Here is an 18,748-nt window from a genome sequence, read left to right as displayed (position 1 = left end):
CAAACCCTCCTGCCACGATTAAACCGGACCGGCATCCGGTCCTGCAGGGGGTATGCGCGGTTGTCCGCACTCATCGAGATCGACCGTCTGACCAAGCGCTTCGGTACCTTCACCGCCGTGGACAACGTGTCCTTCCAGGTCGCCCGTGGCGAGGTGCTGGGCTTCCTCGGACCGAACGGCGCCGGCAAATCGACCACCATGAAGATGCTCGCCGGCTTCGTGACGCCGAGCGCGGGGGCGGCGCGGATCTGCGGCGAGGATGTCGTCGCCCGGCCTGTCGAAGCCAAGCGGCAACTCGGTTATCTTCCTGAGGGCGCGCCCACCTATCCCGAGATGACGGTGCAGTCCTTCCTGGGCTTCGTCGCGCGCATCCGCGGCTACCGCGGCGGCGAGGAACGCGAGCGCGTGGCCCATGCCATGCGGCTGACCACGCTGGAGGGCGTGCGACTGCAGCCCATCGAGACCCTGTCCAAGGGCTTCAAGCGCCGCGTCGGCCTGGCCCAGGCGCTGCTGCACGATCCGCCGGTGCTGGTGCTGGACGAGCCTACCGATGGCCTCGACCCCAACCAGAAGCATGAGGTGCGCCGCCTGATCGGACAGATGGCGCCGAGCAAGGCCATCATCATCTCGACCCATATCCTCGAGGAGGTCTCGGCGATCTGCACGCGCGCCATCATCATCGCGCGCGGGCGCCTGCTGGCGGATGCGACGCCCGCGGAGCTGGCCCGGCGCGGCCCCTCGCTGGATGCCGTCTTCCGCGAGCTGACCCTGTCGCAGGAGGCGCCGTGATGGCGGGCGCGCTGACCATCGCCCGGCGGGAGCTGGCCGGCTACTTCGCCACCCCCGTCGCCTATGTCTTCATCGTCATCTTCCTCGTGATGTCCGGCACGTTGACCTTCACCCTCGGCAACTTCTTCGACCGCGGAACGGCGGATCTGCAGCCCTTCTTCGGCTTCGTGCCCTGGCTGTTCCTCTTCCTGGTGCCGGCCCTCACCATGCGGCTCTGGGCCGAGGAGCGCCGCCTCGGCACCATCGAGCTCCTGCTGACGCTGCCCGTCACGCAGTGGCAGGCCGTGCTGGGCAAGTTCCTGGCGGCCTGGCTGTTCTGCGGCATCGCGCTGGCGCTGACTTTCCCCCTGGTGCTGACGGTCAATTATCTCGGGCGGCCCGACAATGGCGTCATCGCCACCGGCTACATCGGCTGCCTTCTCGTGGCCGGGGCCTATCTCTCCATCGGTGCCGCCATCTCCGCGCTGACCAAGAACCAGGTCGTCGCCTTCGTGCTGGCCGTCGCGGTCTGCTTCCTGTTCGCCGCCTCGGGCAGCCCGGTCGTCACGGATTTCCTGTCGCGCCGCATCCCCGTCATGGCGGAGATCGCGCGCGGCATCTCCGTCACCGAACGCCTCGGCGACCTCTCGCGCGGCATCGTCGCCCTGCGCGATCTGATCTTCTTCGGCACCTTCATCGGCTTCTGGCTCTTCGCCAACACCCTGGCCGTCGATCACCGGAAGGCCGACTGAACGATGCCCCGGACCTCCCCTTCCCCCGCCGCCCCGCCCCTCGCTTCCGGCCGGCTGCTCTACTCCCTGGCCGGGTTGGCGGCGGCCCTGGTGCTGGCCGTGTCGGTGAATCTGCTGGCCGCGCGGCTGCTTCCTCATGCCCGGCTCGATCTGACCCAGCAGCATCTCTACACGCTCTCGGACGGAACCCGGCAGGTGCTGTCCGGCCTGCGGGATCCCATCACGCTGCGGCTGTTCTATTCGCGGCAGCTCGGCGGCGCCGCGCCGGTCTTCGGCGCCTATGCCGACAGGGTGCGCGAGATGCTGCAGGAATATGCCAGCGCATCGGACGGCAGGCTGCGGCTGGAGTTCCTGGACCCCGAGCCCTTCAGCGAGACGGAGGACCGCGCCCTCTCCTACGGCATCCAGGGCGTGCCGATCGACCAGACGGGAGAGCAGGTCTATTTCGGCATCGCCGGAACCAACCTGATCGACGACGAACGCGTGCTGCCGTTCCTGCAGCCCGAACGCGAGCGGTTCCTGGAATACGATCTGACGCGGCTGATCTACGAACTGTCCAACCCCCGGCGGCCGGTGGTGGGACTGCTTTCGGCACTGCCCCTGAATGGCGACCCCCGCGCGCTGATGATGCGCGTGCCGGGCGCCGGCCAGCCCTTCGTCATCGCCAACCAGCTCAGGCAGTTCTTCTCCCTGCGCGAGATCGCGCCCGAGACGCAGCGGATCGATCCCGATGTCGAGGTGCTGATCGTCGCGCAGCCGCAGAACCTGCCGGAGGCGATGCTCTACGCCATCGATCAGTTCGTCATGCGCGGCGGCAAGCTCTTCGCGATGACCGATCCGCACAGCGAGAGCCAGGCCTCGCGTCCCGGCCCGAACGGGCAGCCGGTGCGGGACACGGCATCGGGCCTGGACCGCCTGCTGAATGCCTGGGGCATCGAGACGCCGCGCGACAAGGTGGTGCTCGACCAGCGCGGTGCCTGGCGCGTCCGGGCCAATCCGCAGGATCGCGTGCAGGCGGTGGACTACCTGGCCTGGTTCAACGCCACCGGCGATTCGCTGACGCGGAGCGATGTGGCCACGGCCGATCTGCAGCAGGTCACCTTCGCCTCGGCCGGCGAGGTGCGGCACAGGCCGGACGCCCCGATCGAGTTCACGCCGCTGATCACCAGCAGCGACCGCGCGATGCTGGTGGACGTGGCCCGTGTGCGCGAAAGCCCCGACCCGGCCCGGCTGCTGGCCGAGTTCCGCCCCGACGGCCAGCGACACGTTCTGCTGGCCCGCGTCCGTGGCATGCTGCGCAGCGCCTTCCCGGATGGCCCGCCCGCCTTGCCGGAAGGTGTGGCGCGCGAGGAGGGCCTGCCGGCCCATCTGGAGAAGAGCGAGGGACCGGCCAATCTCGTCGTCGCCAACGACTCCGATCTGCTGGAGGACCGTTTCTGGGTCCAGGTCCAGGATTTCCTCGGGCAGCAGACAGCGACCCCCTTCAGTGACAACGGCGCCCTGGTGGCCAATCTGACCGACACCCTGGCCGGCGGCGACGCCCTGATCGGCCTGCGCTCCCGGGGCGAATCGCTGCGCCCCTTCGGTGTGGTGGAGGAGATCCGCCGCGATGCTGAGGCCAGATACCGGCAGACCGAACAGGACCTGACCCGCAAGCTGGAGGCCACGGAGCGCCGCCTGCGCGAGTTGCGTCAGGGCACCGGCGCGGCTGGCGGCCAGGCCCAGGCGGTCATCACGCCCGAGCAGAGGGCGGAAATCGACCAGGCCAGGGCGGAGATCGTCGCGACGCGCGGCCAGCTCCGCGGCGTTCAGCTCGAGCTGCGCCGTGACATCGAACGGCTGGAGACCACTCTGCGCGTCCTCAACATCGCCCTGGTGCCGATCCTGCTGACGCTCTTCGCGATTGGCCTCGCCCTGGCCCGGGGCCGCCGTCGCAGCGCCGCGCGGGGCTGAGGGAGCACGCCATGCAACGCCGATCCCTCCTGCTCCTGAGTGGCGCCGCCGCGCTTTCGGCCGGCGCGGTCGTCCTGCTCGGCTCCAGCGGCCCGCCGCCTCCGGAGACCGGGTCCGCGCCTCTGATGTTCCGTGACCTCGCCACGCGGCTGGCCGCGGCGGCGCGCATCGAGGTCGAGCGGCATGACGGCCGACTGAGCGTAATCCGCCAGGGCGAGGCCTGGGTCCTGCCGGAGAAGGCCGGTTATCCCGCCCGCCCGGAGAAGGTGCGGGAAGTCCTGGTCGGCCTGACCGAGCTGCGCCTGACCGAGCCGCGCACCAGCGATCCGGCCATGTTCGAGCGGCTGGGCTTGCGGGATCCGTCCAGGGAGGGTTCGACCGCGTCCCTGCTCCGGGTGCTGGACGAGACGGGCGCGGTCATCGCCGAGCTGGTGGTCGGCCGACGGCGCGTGCGGACACAGGGGAATGTCCCCGAAAGCGTCTATGTCCGCCGCCCGAATGAGGATCAGGCCTGGCTGGCCGAAGGCCGCCTGCCGCTCGACGCCGACCCCCAGCTCTGGATCGATCGCGACCTCGCCAGTCTCCCGCGCGAGCGCATGCTGCGCGCCGAGGTGTCACGCGCGGGCACGGCGCCCGTGGTCCTGGCACGGAGCGAGGGGCCGGATGGGCGCCTCGTCCTTGTCGCCCCACCCGACGCGCCGCCGACGGAGCAGAGCAGCCTGGACAATGTGGCCGGCGCCTTCGAGTTCCTGACGCTGACGGATGTGCGGCGCGAGGCGGAGATTCCCGGATCGGAAGCGGGGGAAGCCCGCTTCACGCTGACGGATGGACTGGCGATCCAGGTCCGCCTGAATCAGGAGGGGGAAGCCGTGTGGTTGCGCCTGGCGGCCTCCGGCGGCGGCGAGGCGGCGGCCCTGAATGCCCGCTGGCGTGGCTGGGCCTATCAGGTCGGTGCCTGGAAGGCCAAGGCTTTCCTGCCCCGGCTGGAGGATCTGCGCCGCGAGGAGCCCGCCCGCCAGGAGCCCGCCCGGGCGCCGGCGCCGTGAGCAGCCGAGAATATCCCGACCGGCCCTGGATCGGGGTCGGGGTCATCGCCTTCCGCGGCGAGGAGGTGCTGCTGGTGCGGCGGAGCAAGCCGCCCCGCCAGGGAGAATGGTCGATCCCCGGCGGCGCGCAGCATCTGGGCGAGACGGCGGAGGAGGCCGGGAGGCGGGAGCTTCTGGAGGAAGCCGGCATCACGGTCGGCCCCCTGGTCCTGGCCGTGGTGGTCGATGCCCTGGCCCGGGATGATCTGGACCGCACCCGCTTCCACTACACCATCATCGACTTCGCCGGGCGCTGGATGGATGGCCAGGTCGTTCCCGGGGATGACGTCAGCGAGGCCTGCTGGTTCTCCCCCGCCGAGCTGGCCAGGCTGGGCCTCTGGTCGGAGGCCCTCCGCGCCATCGAGGAGGGCCGCCGCCGGCTGGCGGAGACCGATCAGAGGAAAAGCTTCTCTCCGTCCAGCCCACGATAGAGATCGGCGACGAACTCGCCATAGCCATTGTAGATCCGCGTCGGCACCCGCTCGTTGCTGCCCAGCAGGCGCTCCGTCGCCTGGCTCCAGCGGGGGTGCGACACCTCGGGATTCACATTCGCCCAGAAGCCGTATTCGCTGGGCTGCAGCTTCTCCCAGAAGCTGACCGGCCGCGTGTCGGTGAAGCGGATCCGGGCCAGCGCCTTGCCGCTCTTGAAGCCGTACTTCCAGGGAAACAGCACCCGGATCGGCCCGCCATTCTGCGCCGGCACCGGCTTGCCGTAGAGGCCAACGGCGAGGAAGCAGAGCTCATTCATGGCCTCCGCCATGGTGCAGCCCTCGGTATAGGGCCAGGGATACCAGCTCTGCCGCAGCCCCGGCATGACGGCGGTGTCGCGCACCGTCTCGAACACGACGAACCTGGCGGCAGCGGTCGGGGCGGCGAGGCGCACCAGATCGGCCATGGGAAAGCCGGTCCAGGGAACGGTCATGGCCCAGGCTTCCACGCAGCGGTGACGCAGGACCCGCTCCTCCAGGGAGACGCGCTTCAGCAGATCGTCGAGGTCCAGTTCCTGGGGCTTCTCCACCAGACCTTCCAGCCGGATGGTCCAGGGCCGCTGCGGCAGACGGCCGGCCGCCGAGCTCACGTTCTTTCCGGAGCCGAATTCATAGTAGTTGTTGTAGCTGGTGGCCTCACGCTCCGGCGTCAGGGCCCGGCCGGGCGTGAAACGCTCATTGCGGGCCACCGGGGCACCCCCTTGGGACCTCGCCGCCGCGGGCAGGCCGAGGCCGGCGATGAGGCCCGCCGCGAGGCCCAGGCCCCGACGGCGGCCCAGCACCCAGTTCTCCGGCGTCACCGCCGTTTCGGGCAGTTCCCAGCCACGTGCTCTATGGATCATCATCTCGGGCATCCTCCCTGGGTTGGATGCATGTGGGTGGCCCGCCTCGAAGGACCAGGGCCTCAGCGGCGTTGAGGAAGCACCACCATGTCCGGCCCCGGACCGGCGGGCACCACGACCCGGTAGAGCCGGTAGCCTTCCGCCGGGATACCTTTCCGGCTGCGAACGACCTCGCCCACGGCCTCGGCACCGGGCCAGAGCGGGAGGCCGTCGCGCCGCAGGCTGCGCAGGAGAAGGCCCTGCTCCCCCGGAACCGGCGCCGGCAGATCGAAAAGATCCCAGCGGTCCCCCACGGCGATCACCGGCACGCCGGAAAGGTGCAGGGCAAGCTCGCTGGCCAGCCCGTACTCCTCAGCGGCGAGGAAGGCGGCGCCTGCTCCGCGCCGCGCCCTCTCGGCCTCCTCCGCCAACTCCGCCCAGCCGGCGAGCCGTGCCAGTGTCGGGTCGCTGCGGCGCGGAAGCGGCAAAGGAGCGAAGGCCGCCTGCACCAGCACCAGGACGGTCAGGCCCAGGCCGAGCGCCACGGCCGGGCGGCGCCAACGGAGCCATCGCGGGCCCAGACAGGCCGCGGCCGCCAGGCAGGCGGTCGGGTAGAGGATGGCGGGCCAGTTGCCCTGGACCCGGCTACCCGTCGCCTGCCAGACGAAGAGCGCCGCCGCCGGCAGGGTCAGCGCCGCCAGCAGCCCCGCATTCGCGTCCCGGCGACGATACCAGGCCGAGCAGGCCGCCGCCGTGCCGGCGATGCAGAGCAGGAAGACAATCGGCGTCGCCAACCCCGCCTGCCCGCCGATCAGCTCCGCCAGGTAGCGCCAGGAGGAACCCGTGCCGGCGCTTCCCGCCCGGCCGCCCTGCTTGGCGAAGCTGGCCCAGCCATGCGAGGCGTTCCAGAGGATCACGGGCGTGAAGACGAGGAGGGCCAGGGCGCCGCCGGCCCAGAGCTGCCAGCGGCCGAACCAGGACCGCATCCCCGGCTCGACGAGAAGCCAGATCAGCACGCCGGCGCCCAGCAGCACCGCCGTGTACTTGGACAGCAGCGCGCAGCCGGCGAGAAGGCCGAAGGCCAGCCACCACCGCCCCTCCCCGCTTGCCCGCAGCTTCGCCAGGGCCCAGATCGCGGCGCACCAGAACACCAGCAAGGGGGTGTCCGGCGTCATCAGCACGGAGCCGGCGCCGAAGAGCAGCGTCGCGTTGAGCACCGCCGCGCCCCAGGGGCCGACCTGGCGGCCGGGGAACAGCAGGTCGCCCGCCCGCGCCAGCAGAAGCGAGGCCACCGCTACGCCCAGAGGGCCGAGCAGGCGAAGGCCGAGGGGCGTGTCGCCGGCCAGCAGGCTGCCCAGGGCGGTCCAGAGCGCGACCATGGGTGGATGGTCGTAGTAGCCAGGCGCCAGGGCGCGCCCCCAGACCCAGTAATAGGCCTCGTCCGGGGCCGGCGGCAGGAGGGCGGCGGCGAGAAGGCGCAGCAGCGTCAGCCCCAGGAGGGCGATGAGCCAGGAGCGCCGGCTCATCGGGCGCGCCAGACCAGCGTGGCCGATACCGCGTAGTTCCACACCAGCGTCAGCAGCGCGCCCGCCGCGCCCGCCACGCCCCAGTTGGCCAGCTCATCGCGCAACAGCAGGCTGGCGACGCCGACATTGGCCGCCACGCCAATGCCGCAGACGACATAGAACAGCAGCAGGCCGCGCCAGAGGGCCTTCCTGCGCAGGCGGGCGTCGCTGAAGGTGATCCGGTTGTTGAGCCAGAAATTGACGGTCATGGCGACGAAGCTGGCCAGCCACTGCGCCCCGGCGAAGGGCAGGACATGGAGGGCCTGCGACAGGACCGCCAGATGGACCACGAGCCCGATCCCTCCCACCAGAGCGAAGGAGAGGAATCGGAGGGGCAGGAAGCCGCCCGTCGCCTTGTCCAGCAGCAGGGTGAGGAACTCGATCAGGACCGTGGCATCGAGCTTCGACTCGCCGGCCAGGCGGGGGCGGAACACATAAGGCAGCTCGACGACGCGCAGCTTCCGCCGCGCGGAGAGCAGGATGTCCAGCAGGATCTTGAAGCCGCGGTTCGTCAGCCGGGGCGCCATGTCCTCGATCAGGTCGCGGCGCAGCATGAAGAAGCCGCTCATCGGATCGGCCACCGGCACGGGAAGGATGATCTGCGCCAGGGCCTTTCCCCCATCGCTGATCCGGCTCCGCAGGGCCGAGAAGCCCTCGGTCGCGGCACCGCCCCCCACATGGCGGCTGCCCACGGCGATATCCGCCTCGCCCCGCCGCAGGGTCTCCAGCATCCTGGGCAACAGGCTCTCGTCGTGCTGCAGATCGCCATCGATGACGGCCACGTACTCGGCCGATGAGGACAGCATGCCCTCGACACAGGCCGAGGCGAGCCCGCGCCGCCCGACGCGGCGGATGCAGCGGATGCGCGGATCGCCGTCCGCGATCTGCCGCGCGATGCGCCAAGAGCCATCGGGGCTGTTGTCGTCCACGAAGATGGCCTCCCAGGCGATGCCCTGAAGGCTTGCCTCCAGGCGTGCCACCATGGGGCCGATATTCTCGGCCTCGTTGTAGCAGGGAACAACGACGGAGAGGGTCGGGGAAGACATCGTCGCGCTGCTTAGCGCCCCTGGGGCGGGCTTGCCAGCGCCGGTGGGAATGTGCCCGCAGGGACTCGAACCCTGGACCCCAAGATTAAAAGTCTCGTGCTCTACCGGCTGAGCTACGGGCACAGGCTGGGCCGAGGCGGAAGATGACGGCCTCGGCTCCAGTGTCAAGTCGTAGGTGTCAGGCCGACAACGCGCTCAGGCCGGAACGTCGGCGGCGATCTGCGCCTTCACCAGACGGTCGGGCTCGCGGACCATGCCGCTCTGCCCGGCGCCGCGCTTGATCTTGTCCACGAACTCCATGCCGGAGACGACCTGGCCCCAGATGGTGTACTGGCCGTCCAGGCTGGGCGCCGGCGCGAACATGATGAAGTACTGGCTGTTGGCGGAGTTCGGATTGGCGGTGCGCGCCATGCCGCAGACGCCGCGCAGGAAGCGGGCCTTGGCCGGCGGGCTGAACTCGGCCGGCAGGTCGGGCAACTGGCTGCCGCCCGTGCCGGTGCCGGTCGGGTCGCCGCCCTGGGCCATGAAGCCTTCGATCACGCGGTGGAAGGGCGTGCCGTCATAGAAGCCCTGGCGGACCAGGGTCTTGATGCGATCGACATGCTGCGGCGCGAGATCGGGGCGCAGCTTGATGGCGACGCGGCCGTCCTTCAGGTCGAAATAGAGGGTGTTCTCGCGGTCGTCGCCCTGGGCGGCGGCGGCTTCGTTCGTGGCTTCGGTCATGGTGATCCCCGTGACGGCTATGGTGCTGGCGAGCAGGGTGCGGCGTCGCATCCGTGTGTCACTCCCCGGTGGTCGGCTGCCGGACCCTCTCAAGGGTGCGGTCGCGCGTCAGGCGCGGCACGAAGGTGCTGATATCGCCCCCGAGCCGCGCGATCTCCTTCACGAAACGCGAGGAGATGAAATGGTTGCCCTCGCTGGCCATGAGGAAGAGCAGCTCGATCTCGGGATCGAGCCGGCGGTTCATCCCGGCCATTTGGAACTCGTAGTCGAAGTCGGTCACGGCGCGCAGCCCGCGGACGATCACCTGCGCGCCCACCTCCCGCGCGAAACCGACGAGCAGGCTCTCGAACGGCACCACCTCGATGACGGTGCCCGTGCGCGCCGCGATCGGGCGCGTCTCGGCCTCTACCAGCGCGACCCGCTCCTCCAGCGGAAAGAGAGGCCCCTTGCCGGCATTCATGGCCACACCGATCACCAGGCGGTCGAGGATCCGGGCGGCGCGATGGATGATGTCGAGATGCCCGTTGGTGACGGGGTCGAAGGTGCCCGGATAGACGCCGGTGCGCAGGCCGCGCTCAGACATCCTCATCTCCCATCCCCGCGCCGTCGGCGGTCGCGTCGGGCCCCGGCTCATCGACGCCCTGCTCCTCCACAACGGTGAAGCAAGAGGAAACACGCTCGCCCTCGTCGAGCCGCAGCAGCGTCACGCCCATGGCCTGCCGGCCCGTCACGCGCACCTGATCCACCGGCATGCGGATCAGCCGGCCGCTGTCGGTGATCAGCATCACGTCGTCGCCGCCCCGCACCGGGAAGGTGGCGACCACCTCCCGCCCGGTGCGCGGCGTCAGGTTGATATTGGCGATGCCCTGCCCGCCCCGCCCCGTGACGCGGTACTCGTAGGCGGAGCTGCGCTTGCCGAAACCGCCGTCGGTGACGGTGAGCAGCAGTTCCTCCGCCTCTTCCAGCTCGGCCATGCGCTCGACCGAGAGCGACACCTCGGCCCGCGCCGCCTCCGCATTCTCCTCGGCCAGCGCGGCTTCCGACTCCGCCGCCGCCTCGGCGCTCTCCTCGCCACTGCGCCGCTTCTGCGCCGCCTGCTTCAGATAGGCGCTGCGCTCCTCGACATCAGCATCGACATGGCGCAGCACGGACAGCGCGATGACCGCGTCACCCTTGCCCAGGCGGATGCCCCGCACGCCGGTCGAATCGCGGCCGGCGAAAACGCGCAACGTGTCGACATCGGCGACGAAGCGGATGGCCCGCCCGCCCCGCGTCGCCAGCAGCACGTCATCGCCCTCGCGGCAGGTGGACACACCGATCAGGCCGTCGCCCTCGTCCAGCTTCATCGCGATCAGCCCGGAGGAGCGCACATTCCTGAAGTCGGAGAGCCGGTTCCGGCGGACATTGCCCTGCGCCGTGGCGAAGACGAGATGCAGGCTCTCCCACAGGCTCTCATCCTGCGGCAGCGGCAGCACCGCCGTCACCAGCTCTTCCTCCTGCAACTGCAGGAGTTGCCGCAGGGACCGACCCCGCGCCGTCGGCCCCGCCTCGGGCAGCTTCCACACCTTCTCGCGGAAGGCGATGCCCCGGCTGGTGAAGAACAGCACCCACTGATGCGTGTGCGCGTTGAAGGAGCGGACCACCACATCATCCTGCCGCATGCTGGCGCCGCTGCGGCCGCGGCCGCCGCGATTCTGCGCGCGGAACGTCTCGAGCGGCGTGCGCTTCACATAGCCGTCCCGCGTCAGGGTGACGACCATGAGGCCCGGCTCCACCAGGCTCTCGTCATCCTGGTCAGCGATGCCGTCGACGATCTCGGACAGGCGCGAGGAGGCGATCTGCGCGCGAACCGCGGCCAGTTCCTCGGCCATCAGCTCCAGACGCCGCGGGCGGGAGGACAGGATCTCCAGCAGCTCGCGGATGCGGCCGGCCACCTCGTCCAGCTCGGCATTGATCTTGTCGCGCTCGAGCCCGGTCAGCCGTTGCAGGCGCAGCTCCAGAATGCCGCGCGCCTGCGCCTCGGTCAGACGAACCGTGTCATTGACGACGACATTGCCGGAATCATCGACCAGGGCCAGCAGCGGCCCCACATCCGCGACCGGCCAGTCCCGGTCCATCAGCGCGGCGCGGGCCGTGGTGGCATCCGGGCTGTTGCGGATCAGCCGGATGACCTCGTCGATGTTCGCCACGGCGATGGCGAGGCCGACCAGCTGATGGCCCCGGTCGCGCGCCTTGCCGAGGCGGTAGCGCGACCGGCGCAGGATGACATCCTCACGGAAGCCGATGAACGCCAGCAGGGCCTGGCGAAGGCCCATCTGCTGCGGCCTTCCTTCATGCAGCGCCAGCATGTTGACCGCGAAGGAGGTCTGCAGATTGGTGTAGCGATAGAGATGGTTCAGCACCACCTCCGGGGTCGCGTCCTTCTTCAGCTCCACGACGATGCGCAAGCCCGAGCGGTCGCTCTCGTCACGCAGGTCGCTGATGCCCTCGAGCTGGCGGCTGCGCACCAGCTCGGCGATCCGCTCGATCAGCGCCGCCTTGTTCACCTGGTAGGGGATCTCGGAGATGGCGATGGCGCTGCGCCCGCCGCGCATCTCCTCGATCTCGGCGCGGGCGCGCAGGACGATGCTGCCGCGCCCCGTCTCGAAGGCCGAGCGGATGCCGGCGCGGCCGAGGATCAGGGCGCCAGTCGGAAAGTCGGGCCCCGGGATGACCTTCATCAGATCCTCCAGCGAGGTCTCCGGGTCGGCGATCAGTGCCAGCGTGGCATCGATCACCTCGGTGGGGTTGTGCGGCGGGATGTTCGTCGCCATGCCCACGGCGATGCCATTGGCGCCGTTCACCAGCAGGTTCGGAAAGGCGGCGGGGAGGACCTTCGGCTCCTCGGCGCTTTCGTCGTAGTTGGGCCCGAAATCGACGGTGTCCTCGTCGATGCCTTCCAGGAGCGCCGTGGCCGACCGCGCGAGCCGCGCCTCGGTGTAGCGCATGGCCGCCGGCGGGTCGCCGTCCATGCTGCCGAAATTGCCCTGCCCGTCGATCAGCGGCACGCGCAGCGAAAAGGTCTGCGCCATGCGGACCATGGCGTCATAGATCGCGCTGTCGCCGTGAGGGTGATATTTGCCCATCACGTCGCCCACGACGCGCGCAGACTTCTTGTAGGGCTTGTCGGCCGTGAAGCCGTTCTCGTTCATCGAGAACAGGATCCGTCGGTGCACCGGCTTCAGCCCGTCCCGCACATCCGGCAGGGCGCGGGACACGATCACGCTCATCGCATAGTCGAGGTAGGAGCGGCGCATCTCCTCCTCGAGCGTCACCGGCATCGTGCCCTCGGGCGGAATATGGCCGGACGGCCCGGTGCCGTTATCGCTGTCGCTCACGCCGTTTTCCTATGCAGCAGCCGGGGTCTGGCCTCCCGGGCGGACGCGCCGCCGGGAGCCGGGGTCGGGCAGGATTACCCCGCCGCCCCGCCCCACGAAAATCAGCGTCTTTATAGCCGCTTCGCCGGCTTCCGCCAAACCGCCGCTCACGACCTCAGGCGGCGGCCGCGACCGGAGAATGGCGCTTCAGCACCGCCACCGCCAGGGCGGTGACGGCGGTCCCGGCGAGGATCGCGATCAGGTAGCCCAGCGGATTGCCGACCGCCCCCGGAATCCCGACCACGAAGATGCCGCCATGCGGTGCCCGCAGGGTGCAGCCGAAGAGCATGGAGAGCCCGCCGGCGACCGCCGAGCCGGCCACCAGCGCCGGGATGACCCGCACGGGGTCCTTGGCCGCGAAGGGAATGGCGCCCTCGGTGATGAAGGCCAACCCCAGCACGGCCGAGGCCTTGCCGGCATCCCGCTCCTCCTGGCTGAAGCGCCCGCGGGCGATGAGGGTCGCCACCGCGATGCCGAGCGGCGGCGTCATCCCGGCGGCCATGATCGCGGCCATGGGCGCGAAGGTCTCGGCGCCGAGCAGGCCGACACCGAAGGCATAGGCTGCCTTGTTGACCGGCCCGCCCATGTCGACGGCCATCATCGCGCCCAGCAGCAGGCCCAGCAGGACGGCGTTGGAGGTCCCCATCCCCTGGAGGAACTGCGTGAGCCAGGCCAGGGCGGCGGCGATCGGCGTGCCGAGCACGTAGATCATCAGCAGGCCGGTCGCCAGCGAGGCCAGCAGCGGGATGACCAGGACCGGCTTCAGGCCTTCGAGGCTCTCCGGGAAGGGCAGCCTGTCCCGCAGGAAGCGGGCGATATAGCCGGCCAGGAAGCCCGCGACGATGCCACCCAGGAAGCCCGCGCCCACCGCATTGGCCAGCGCGCCGCCGACGAAGCCCGGCGCCAGGCCCGGCCGGTCCGCGATGGAGAAGGCGATGAAGGCCGCCAGCACCGGCACCATCAGCGCCAGGGCCGATTGCGCGCCGATCTGGAACAGCGCCGCCGGCAGGCTGCCCGGCTCCTTGAAAGCCTCGATGCCAAAGGCGAAGGACAGGGCGATGCAGAGGCCGCCCGCCGTGACCAGCGGGATCATGTAGGATACGCCGGTCATCAGGTGCTTGTAGACGCCGGGGGCCTGGGCCTTGCGCGGCGTCGGCGCCGCCTCGCCCCGCGCGGCACCGCCCATCGGTTCCGCCGCCAGGGCGCGGTTGATCAGCCCCTGCCCGTCCTTCAGCGCGTCGCCCGTCCCCGCGATGACGATGCGCTTGCCCGCGAAGCGCGCCGTGTCCACGCCCGTATCGGCCGCGATGACCACCGCATCGGCCTCGGCGATCTCGCTGTCCGTCAGGGCGTTCTTCGCGCCGACTGAGCCCTGCGTCTCCACCCGCATCTCGTAGCCCAGGGCCTTGGCCGCCTTCTCGAGCGCGGCGGCGGCCATGAAGGTATGGGCGATACCGGTCGGGCAGGCCGTGATACCGACAAGGCGGCGGGACCCCGCCGGGCCGGCGGCGGCCGCGGCGGGCACCGCCGGCGTCGCTTCCCGCGGGGCCGGCGTCGCGGGGCGGGGAAGGCGCGCCAGCGCCGCGGCGGAGCGGAGGGATGCCTCCGGATGCCGGATCGCCTCGACGATGGTGGTGGCGATCAGCGGCCGGCCGGCATGCCGGGCCGCATCCGCCGTGGCATCGCCGACCAGCAGCACGGCGGCCGCCTCGGCGTCGCGCGCCGGCGCGTCCGGCAGATCGAGGGTCAGCAGCAGGCCGGCCCGCTCCGCCGCCTCGCGCAGCGCCTCGGCGGCCATGGCGAGGTGGGGCGCACTGGCGGAATGACGAAGGACGGCCAGCAGCCGCAGGGATGTGGCCTGGACGGAATCATGAGGCATGCGTGCTGTCCGGAAAGAAGGAGGCAACGGAGGATCGCGACACGGTCAGAGCACCTCCACCTGCGTGGCCCTGGCGAGCCGCTCGATCTCCGCCGGATCGGCGGAGGCGTCCGGGGGGCGGGAGACGGCGGCGGCGGCACATCCGGTCGCCAGCCGGGCCAGCGCCTCGGCGTCCAGCCCGCGCCGCAGGCCCGCCGTCAGGCCAGCGACCATGGCGTCGCCGGCACCCACCGTGGTGGTCAGCCTCACCTTGGGTGGCCTGGCCCAGAGGCGGAGGTTGGGCAGCACGAAGAGCGCGCCCTCGCCCCCGGCCGAGACGACGACATGGCTCACACCTCTCGCCTGCAGCTCGAGCGCGCCGGTGAGCAGCGCGTCCCGGTCCGGGAGAGGACGCCCCAGGAGCGCCGACAACTCGTCCCGGTTGGGCTTGACCAGACAGGGCCGCTCCGGCAGGGCCGCCTCGAAGGCCGGCCCGCTGCTGTCCAGCACCACCCGGGCACCGCCGGCGACCAGATGGCGCGTCACCCGCGCCAGCGCCTCCGCGGAGAGGCCGGGCGGCAGGCTGCCCGACAGCACGGCCAGGGAGGGAGGCGGCGACAGGCGGGCCAGCAGGGCGTCCAGGTCCCGTTCCGAGACCCGGGGACCGGGCGGGTTGATGTCCGTCACCTCCCCCCGTTCCGTCTCCACCACCTTCACGTTGATCCGGCAGCGGCCCGCCACCGGCTGGAAGGCGGGCGTGACGCCCCGTGGCGACAGGAAGGCCTCGAAGGCAGGGCTGTCCGCCTCCCCCAGCAGCCCCGTGGCGAGGGAGGCCTCGCCCAGCAGCGCCAGCATGACGGAGACATTGACCCCCTTCCCCGCCGGCCGCAGCTCGGCGGCGCCAGCCCTGTTGACGGTGCCCACCTCCAGGCGCGGCAGCGGTATGGTGAGATCCAGCGCCGGATTGAGAGTGATGGTGGCGATGTCAGCCGGCATGACCCAGCTCCTGCAGGCCCGGCAGGGCCCGCACCTCGGCGGCGCTGCCGCAGGCCAGCGCGGCGCGCGCCACCGCCTCGGCCTGATCCATGGTCAGGGCGCGGATCTGCGCCTTCAGGGCGGCGACATTGGGGATCGAGACCGACAGTTCGTCGACGCCGAGGCCGAGCAGGATGGGTGCCGCCATCGGGTCCGCCGCCATGTTGCCGCAGACCCCGACCCAGCGGCCACGGGCGTGCGCCGCCCGGACCGTCATGTCGATCAGCCGCAGCACGGCCGGGTCCAGCGCGTCGGAACGCTTGCCGAGGGTGGGGTGCAGGCGGTCGACCGCCAGGGTATACTGCGTCAGGTCATTGGTGCCGATGGAGAAGAAATCCGCCTCGCGCGCCAGCTGGTCGGCCATCACCGCGGCCGAAGGCACCTCGACCATGATGCCGATCTCGACCGGGGGAGCGCCAAGCCCGGCACGCTCCGCCTCGATGGCGCGGCGCGCGGCGCGCAGATCCTCGAGCCCATCGACCATGGGCAGCATGATGCGCAGATCGCCATATTGCGCCGCTCGCAGCGCCGCGCGGATCTGGCTGCGGAACAGGTCTGGCTCGGCCAGTGACAGCCGCAGGCCGCGCAGGCCCAGGAAGGGATTGGCCTCGGCCGGGTGGTGCACGAAGCGCAGCGGCTTGTCGCCGCCGGCATCCAGGGTCCGAAGCACGACCGGCAGGCCGCCGAAGCCCTCCGCCAGCCGGCGGTAGATATCGAACTGCTCCTCCTCGTCCGGCGGCTCCGACCGGTCGTCGAAGAGGAATTCGCTGCGGACCAGGCCGCTGCCCTCGGCGCCGGCCGCGACGGCCTCGGCCGCCTCCTCAGGGCGCCGCACATTGGCTGCCACCTCGATCCGGCGGCCATCCCGCGTCACCGCGGGGCGGAAGGCCGCCTGCCGGGCAGCGGCGGCCCGGTCGCGGCCGCGCGCCATGGCGGCCTCGGCCCGGGCCAGCGCCGCCGCGTCGGGATCGGGGTGCAGCCGGCCGCGGTCGCCATCCAGCACCACCGGCGTCCCATCGGCGAGATCCAGCACGCCGGCCCCCGCGGCGACGACCGCCGGAATGCCCAGCGCCCGCGCCAGGATGGCGGTGTGCGCCGTGGGCCCTCCCGCCGCCGTCACCAGCCCGACCACACGGGCGGGGTCCAGATTGGCGGTCTCGGACGGCGTCAGGTCCTCGGCCACCACCACGGCCTTCTCAGGCAGGGTCGCCACCACCTCCTGTCCGCCCACCAGATGGCGCAGCACGCGGCGCGAGACATCCTTCAGGTCGACCGCGCGCGCGGCGAGAAGCTCATCCCCGAGGCCGGCCAGCGCCGTGGCCCGCGCCTCCGTCGCGCCCTGCCAGGCGGCGGGGGCCGAGGCGCCCTTGCCGATGGCGGCCCGCGCCTCGGCCAGGATCTCCGGATCCTCGAGGAACTCCTCATGCGCGGCGAAGATGGCCGCGTGCTTGTCACCGATCCGGCTGCTCATCTCGGTCGCCATCGACTTCAGCTCGGCACGGGAGGCTTCCAGCGCCGCCTCCAGCGCCGCCTCCTCGGCCACGGCATCGCTGGCCGTCGTGGCGAAGCCCGCCGATTCCGAGCGGAAGCGGTACAGCACGCCGATGGCGATGCCAGGGCTGGCGGGCAGGCCGGCGATCGCGCCTGCCTCCAGGGGCTCTGCGGATACCTGAGGCGCCCTGTCGATATCCGGCGGCGCGGGCGCGGTGGTCTCGGCATCCCCCAGCTGATCGGCGAAGCCCCGCGTCAGCGCCTTCAGTGCTTCCTCCGCATCCGGCCCCGCCACCGAAAGCGTCAGGGCCGCGCCGGGACCGGCGCCCAGCTGCAGGATCGCGATCATGCTCTTCGCGTCGGCGCTGCGCTCGCCGTGCCGCAGCCGGATGTCCGAGCGGAATCCCTTGGCAAGCTGCGCCAGGACCTTGGCGGGGCGCGCATGCATGCCGGCCGCGGCGGGCGCCTGGACGGCGGCCGTCAGGCCCTGTCCGTCGCCCTCCGGCGCGGCGGCCACCGCCGGCAGCGGCGCCTCGGGGTCGAGGGCGGCCAGGATCTCCGCCGGATCCGTGGTCAGCGCCAGGCGGGATGCCAGTTCCGGCTCGCCCAGGACGTCCGTCAGCCGGCGCAGCACCGCGATATGCTCATCGCCCTGCGCCGCGATGGCGACGACGAGGCGCGCCACATCCTCGCCGTTCCAGCGCACGCCGCCGGGAACCTGAAGCACCGCGATGCCCGTGCTGGAGATCAGGCCGCGATCGGCCCGCTGCCCGTGGGGAATGGCGATACCATTGCCGAGGAAGGTGTCCGCTTCCTCCTCGCGCCGCATCATGCTGTCTGAATAGGCGGGTTTTATGGAACCCGTCTCGACCAGAAGTTGCGCGGCCTGTCGGATGGCGTCCTCCTTGCCGGAAGGATGGGCTGCCAGTCGAATGCGGTCGGCGGAGAGTATCACGAGCCTGCGTTCCTGTCCTTCAGCGGGACACAAAGCGACGGCCCGCCGAAGCGAGCCGTCCCATGCCGAGAGCAGGACATATCATGCCGACCCGGCGGGGCTGCCAAGCGCCCCCGAGCCGAATTCTGCGTGTGCTCAGAACGGAATATCGTCGTCCAGATCGCTGCCGCCGCCCTTGGGCGTGTCCCACCCGCCCCGCTGCGGGCGGGGCGACGCCGCACCGCCGGAACGCTCGCCGCCCGACCGGCCGCCGAAGCCGCCCGACCGCTCCCCGCCCTCGGACGGGGCACCGCCCTCGCCGCCACCGCGACCGTCCAGCAGGGTCAGCTCACCGCCGAAGTTGCGCAGCACGACCTCGGTCGAATAGCGGTCCTGGCCGCCCTGGTCCTGCCACTTCCGGGTTTCGAGCTTGCCCTCGATATAGACCTTGCTGCCTTTGCGCAGATACTTCTCGGCGACCTCGCCGATGCGCTCGTTGAAGATCGCCACCGAGTGCCATTCGGTGCGCTCCTGGCGGTTCCCCTCGCGGTCCTTATATGTGTCCGTGGTGGCGAGGCGCAGATTCACCACGCGCCCGCCGTTCTGGAAGTTCCGCACCTCCGGGTCCCTACCGAGATTGCCGATCAGGATCACCTTGTTGACGCTGCCGGCCATGCTGCCCGGTCCTTCATACGCTGCGGCCCCGCCGGCCGGCCGGACCTCCATCCTGGAGGCCAGGCCATGGCCCGGAAGCCCGGTTTCACGACTCTGCGCGCCGCCCTGGGGCGCGCCCCAGGGCAACCCACCCCGGGG

15 protein-coding genes and 1 tRNA gene are annotated in these 18,748 nt (G+C 71.1%); 5 read left to right on the top strand and 11 right to left on the bottom strand.

The features are described from left to right. Window positions 1–60: 60 nt before the first annotated feature. From D9598_RS03205 to D9598_RS03185, 5 genes are read left to right on the top strand one after another with little or no spacing between them, the layout of a single operon-like run. A complete protein-coding gene (locus D9598_RS03205; RefSeq protein ID WP_198364929.1) occupies window positions 61–789 on the top strand; it encodes an ABC transporter ATP-binding protein in 729 nt (242 codons plus the stop codon). Beyond that, entirely contained in the window at window positions 789–1,520 is a 732-nt protein-coding gene (locus tag D9598_RS03200; RefSeq protein ID WP_198364928.1) for an ABC transporter permease, read from the top strand. Before D9598_RS03205 ends, D9598_RS03200 begins: the two co-directional genes overlap by 1 nt. 3 nt (window positions 1,521–1,523) lie before the next feature. Next, window positions 1,524–3,473: a Gldg family protein gene (locus D9598_RS03195; RefSeq protein WP_198364927.1), complete on the top strand. Its 1,950-nt coding sequence runs from the start codon at window positions 1,524–1,526 to the stop codon at window positions 3,471–3,473. An 11-nt stretch (window positions 3,474–3,484) separates the two neighbouring features. Next, entirely contained in the window at window positions 3,485–4,519 is a 1,035-nt protein-coding gene (locus tag D9598_RS03190; protein ID WP_198364926.1) for a DUF4340 domain-containing protein, read from the top strand. Further along, on the top strand, window positions 4,516–4,989 hold the full coding sequence (locus tag D9598_RS03185) for an NUDIX hydrolase (RefSeq protein WP_198364925.1): 474 nt from the start codon (window positions 4,516–4,518) through the stop codon (window positions 4,987–4,989). The genes D9598_RS03190 and D9598_RS03185 overlap by 4 nt, the downstream gene beginning before the upstream one ends. Here D9598_RS03185 and msrP read toward each other — a convergent pair. The 11 genes from msrP to ssb form a co-directional block, all read right to left on the bottom strand. Then, entirely contained in the window at window positions 4,953–5,891 is a 939-nt protein-coding gene (msrP, locus tag D9598_RS03180) for a protein-methionine-sulfoxide reductase catalytic subunit MsrP (protein ID WP_198364924.1), read from the bottom strand. The two genes, D9598_RS03185 and msrP, sit on opposite strands and share 37 nt — an antisense overlap. Before the next feature lie 59 nt (window positions 5,892–5,950). Further along, window positions 5,951–7,393 (bottom strand): glycosyltransferase family 39 protein, encoded by a 1,443-nt coding sequence (locus D9598_RS03175; protein ID WP_198364923.1) that lies wholly within the window; start codon window positions 7,391–7,393, stop codon window positions 5,951–5,953. Beyond that, the gene (locus D9598_RS03170) at window positions 7,390–8,478 is read right to left on the bottom strand and encodes a glycosyltransferase family 2 protein (protein WP_198364922.1); all 1,089 of its coding nucleotides are present in this window, start codon (window positions 8,476–8,478) and stop codon (window positions 7,390–7,392) included. Before D9598_RS03170 ends, D9598_RS03175 begins: the two co-directional genes overlap by 4 nt. A gap of 50 nt (window positions 8,479–8,528) precedes the next feature. Next, a tRNA-Lys gene (locus tag D9598_RS03165) sits at window positions 8,529–8,601 on the bottom strand. A gap of 72 nt (window positions 8,602–8,673) precedes the next feature. Next, on the bottom strand, window positions 8,674–9,252 hold the full coding sequence (locus D9598_RS03160) for a peptidylprolyl isomerase (protein ID WP_198364921.1): 579 nt from the start codon (window positions 9,250–9,252) through the stop codon (window positions 8,674–8,676). Between the two features lie 7 nt (window positions 9,253–9,259). Then, the gene (gene coaD / locus D9598_RS03155) at window positions 9,260–9,784 is read right to left on the bottom strand and encodes a pantetheine-phosphate adenylyltransferase (protein ID WP_198364920.1); all 525 of its coding nucleotides are present in this window, start codon (window positions 9,782–9,784) and stop codon (window positions 9,260–9,262) included. Further along, window positions 9,777–12,521 (bottom strand): DNA gyrase subunit A, encoded by a 2,745-nt coding sequence (gene gyrA / locus D9598_RS03150; RefSeq protein ID WP_198365022.1) that lies wholly within the window; start codon window positions 12,519–12,521, stop codon window positions 9,777–9,779. Before gyrA ends, coaD begins: the two co-directional genes overlap by 8 nt. 211 nt (window positions 12,522–12,732) lie before the next feature. Next, on the bottom strand, window positions 12,733–14,496 hold the full coding sequence (locus tag D9598_RS03145; protein WP_198364919.1) for a fructose-specific PTS transporter subunit EIIC: 1,764 nt from the start codon (window positions 14,494–14,496) through the stop codon (window positions 12,733–12,735). Between the two features lie 45 nt (window positions 14,497–14,541). Further along, window positions 14,542–15,471 (bottom strand): 1-phosphofructokinase, encoded by a 930-nt coding sequence (gene pfkB / locus D9598_RS03140; protein WP_198364918.1) that lies wholly within the window; start codon window positions 15,469–15,471, stop codon window positions 14,542–14,544. Next, the gene (gene ptsP, locus D9598_RS03135) at window positions 15,461–17,956 is read right to left on the bottom strand and encodes a phosphoenolpyruvate--protein phosphotransferase (protein ID WP_198364917.1); all 2,496 of its coding nucleotides are present in this window, start codon (window positions 17,954–17,956) and stop codon (window positions 15,461–15,463) included. Before ptsP ends, pfkB begins: the two co-directional genes overlap by 11 nt. A 135-nt stretch (window positions 17,957–18,091) precedes the next feature. Continuing rightward, window positions 18,092–18,610, bottom strand: coding sequence for a single-stranded DNA-binding protein (gene ssb / locus D9598_RS03130; protein ID WP_198364916.1), 519 nt, complete (start codon window positions 18,608–18,610; stop codon window positions 18,092–18,094). Window positions 18,611–18,748 lie beyond the last annotated feature (138 nt).

It is taken from the genome of Roseomonas sp. KE0001, from assembly GCF_016107285.1.
Taxonomy (GTDB): Bacteria; Pseudomonadota; Alphaproteobacteria; order Acetobacterales; family Acetobacteraceae; genus Pseudoroseomonas.
The sequence above is the reverse complement of the archived record's forward strand: the minus strand, read 5'-3'. Positions and strand labels throughout refer to the sequence as shown.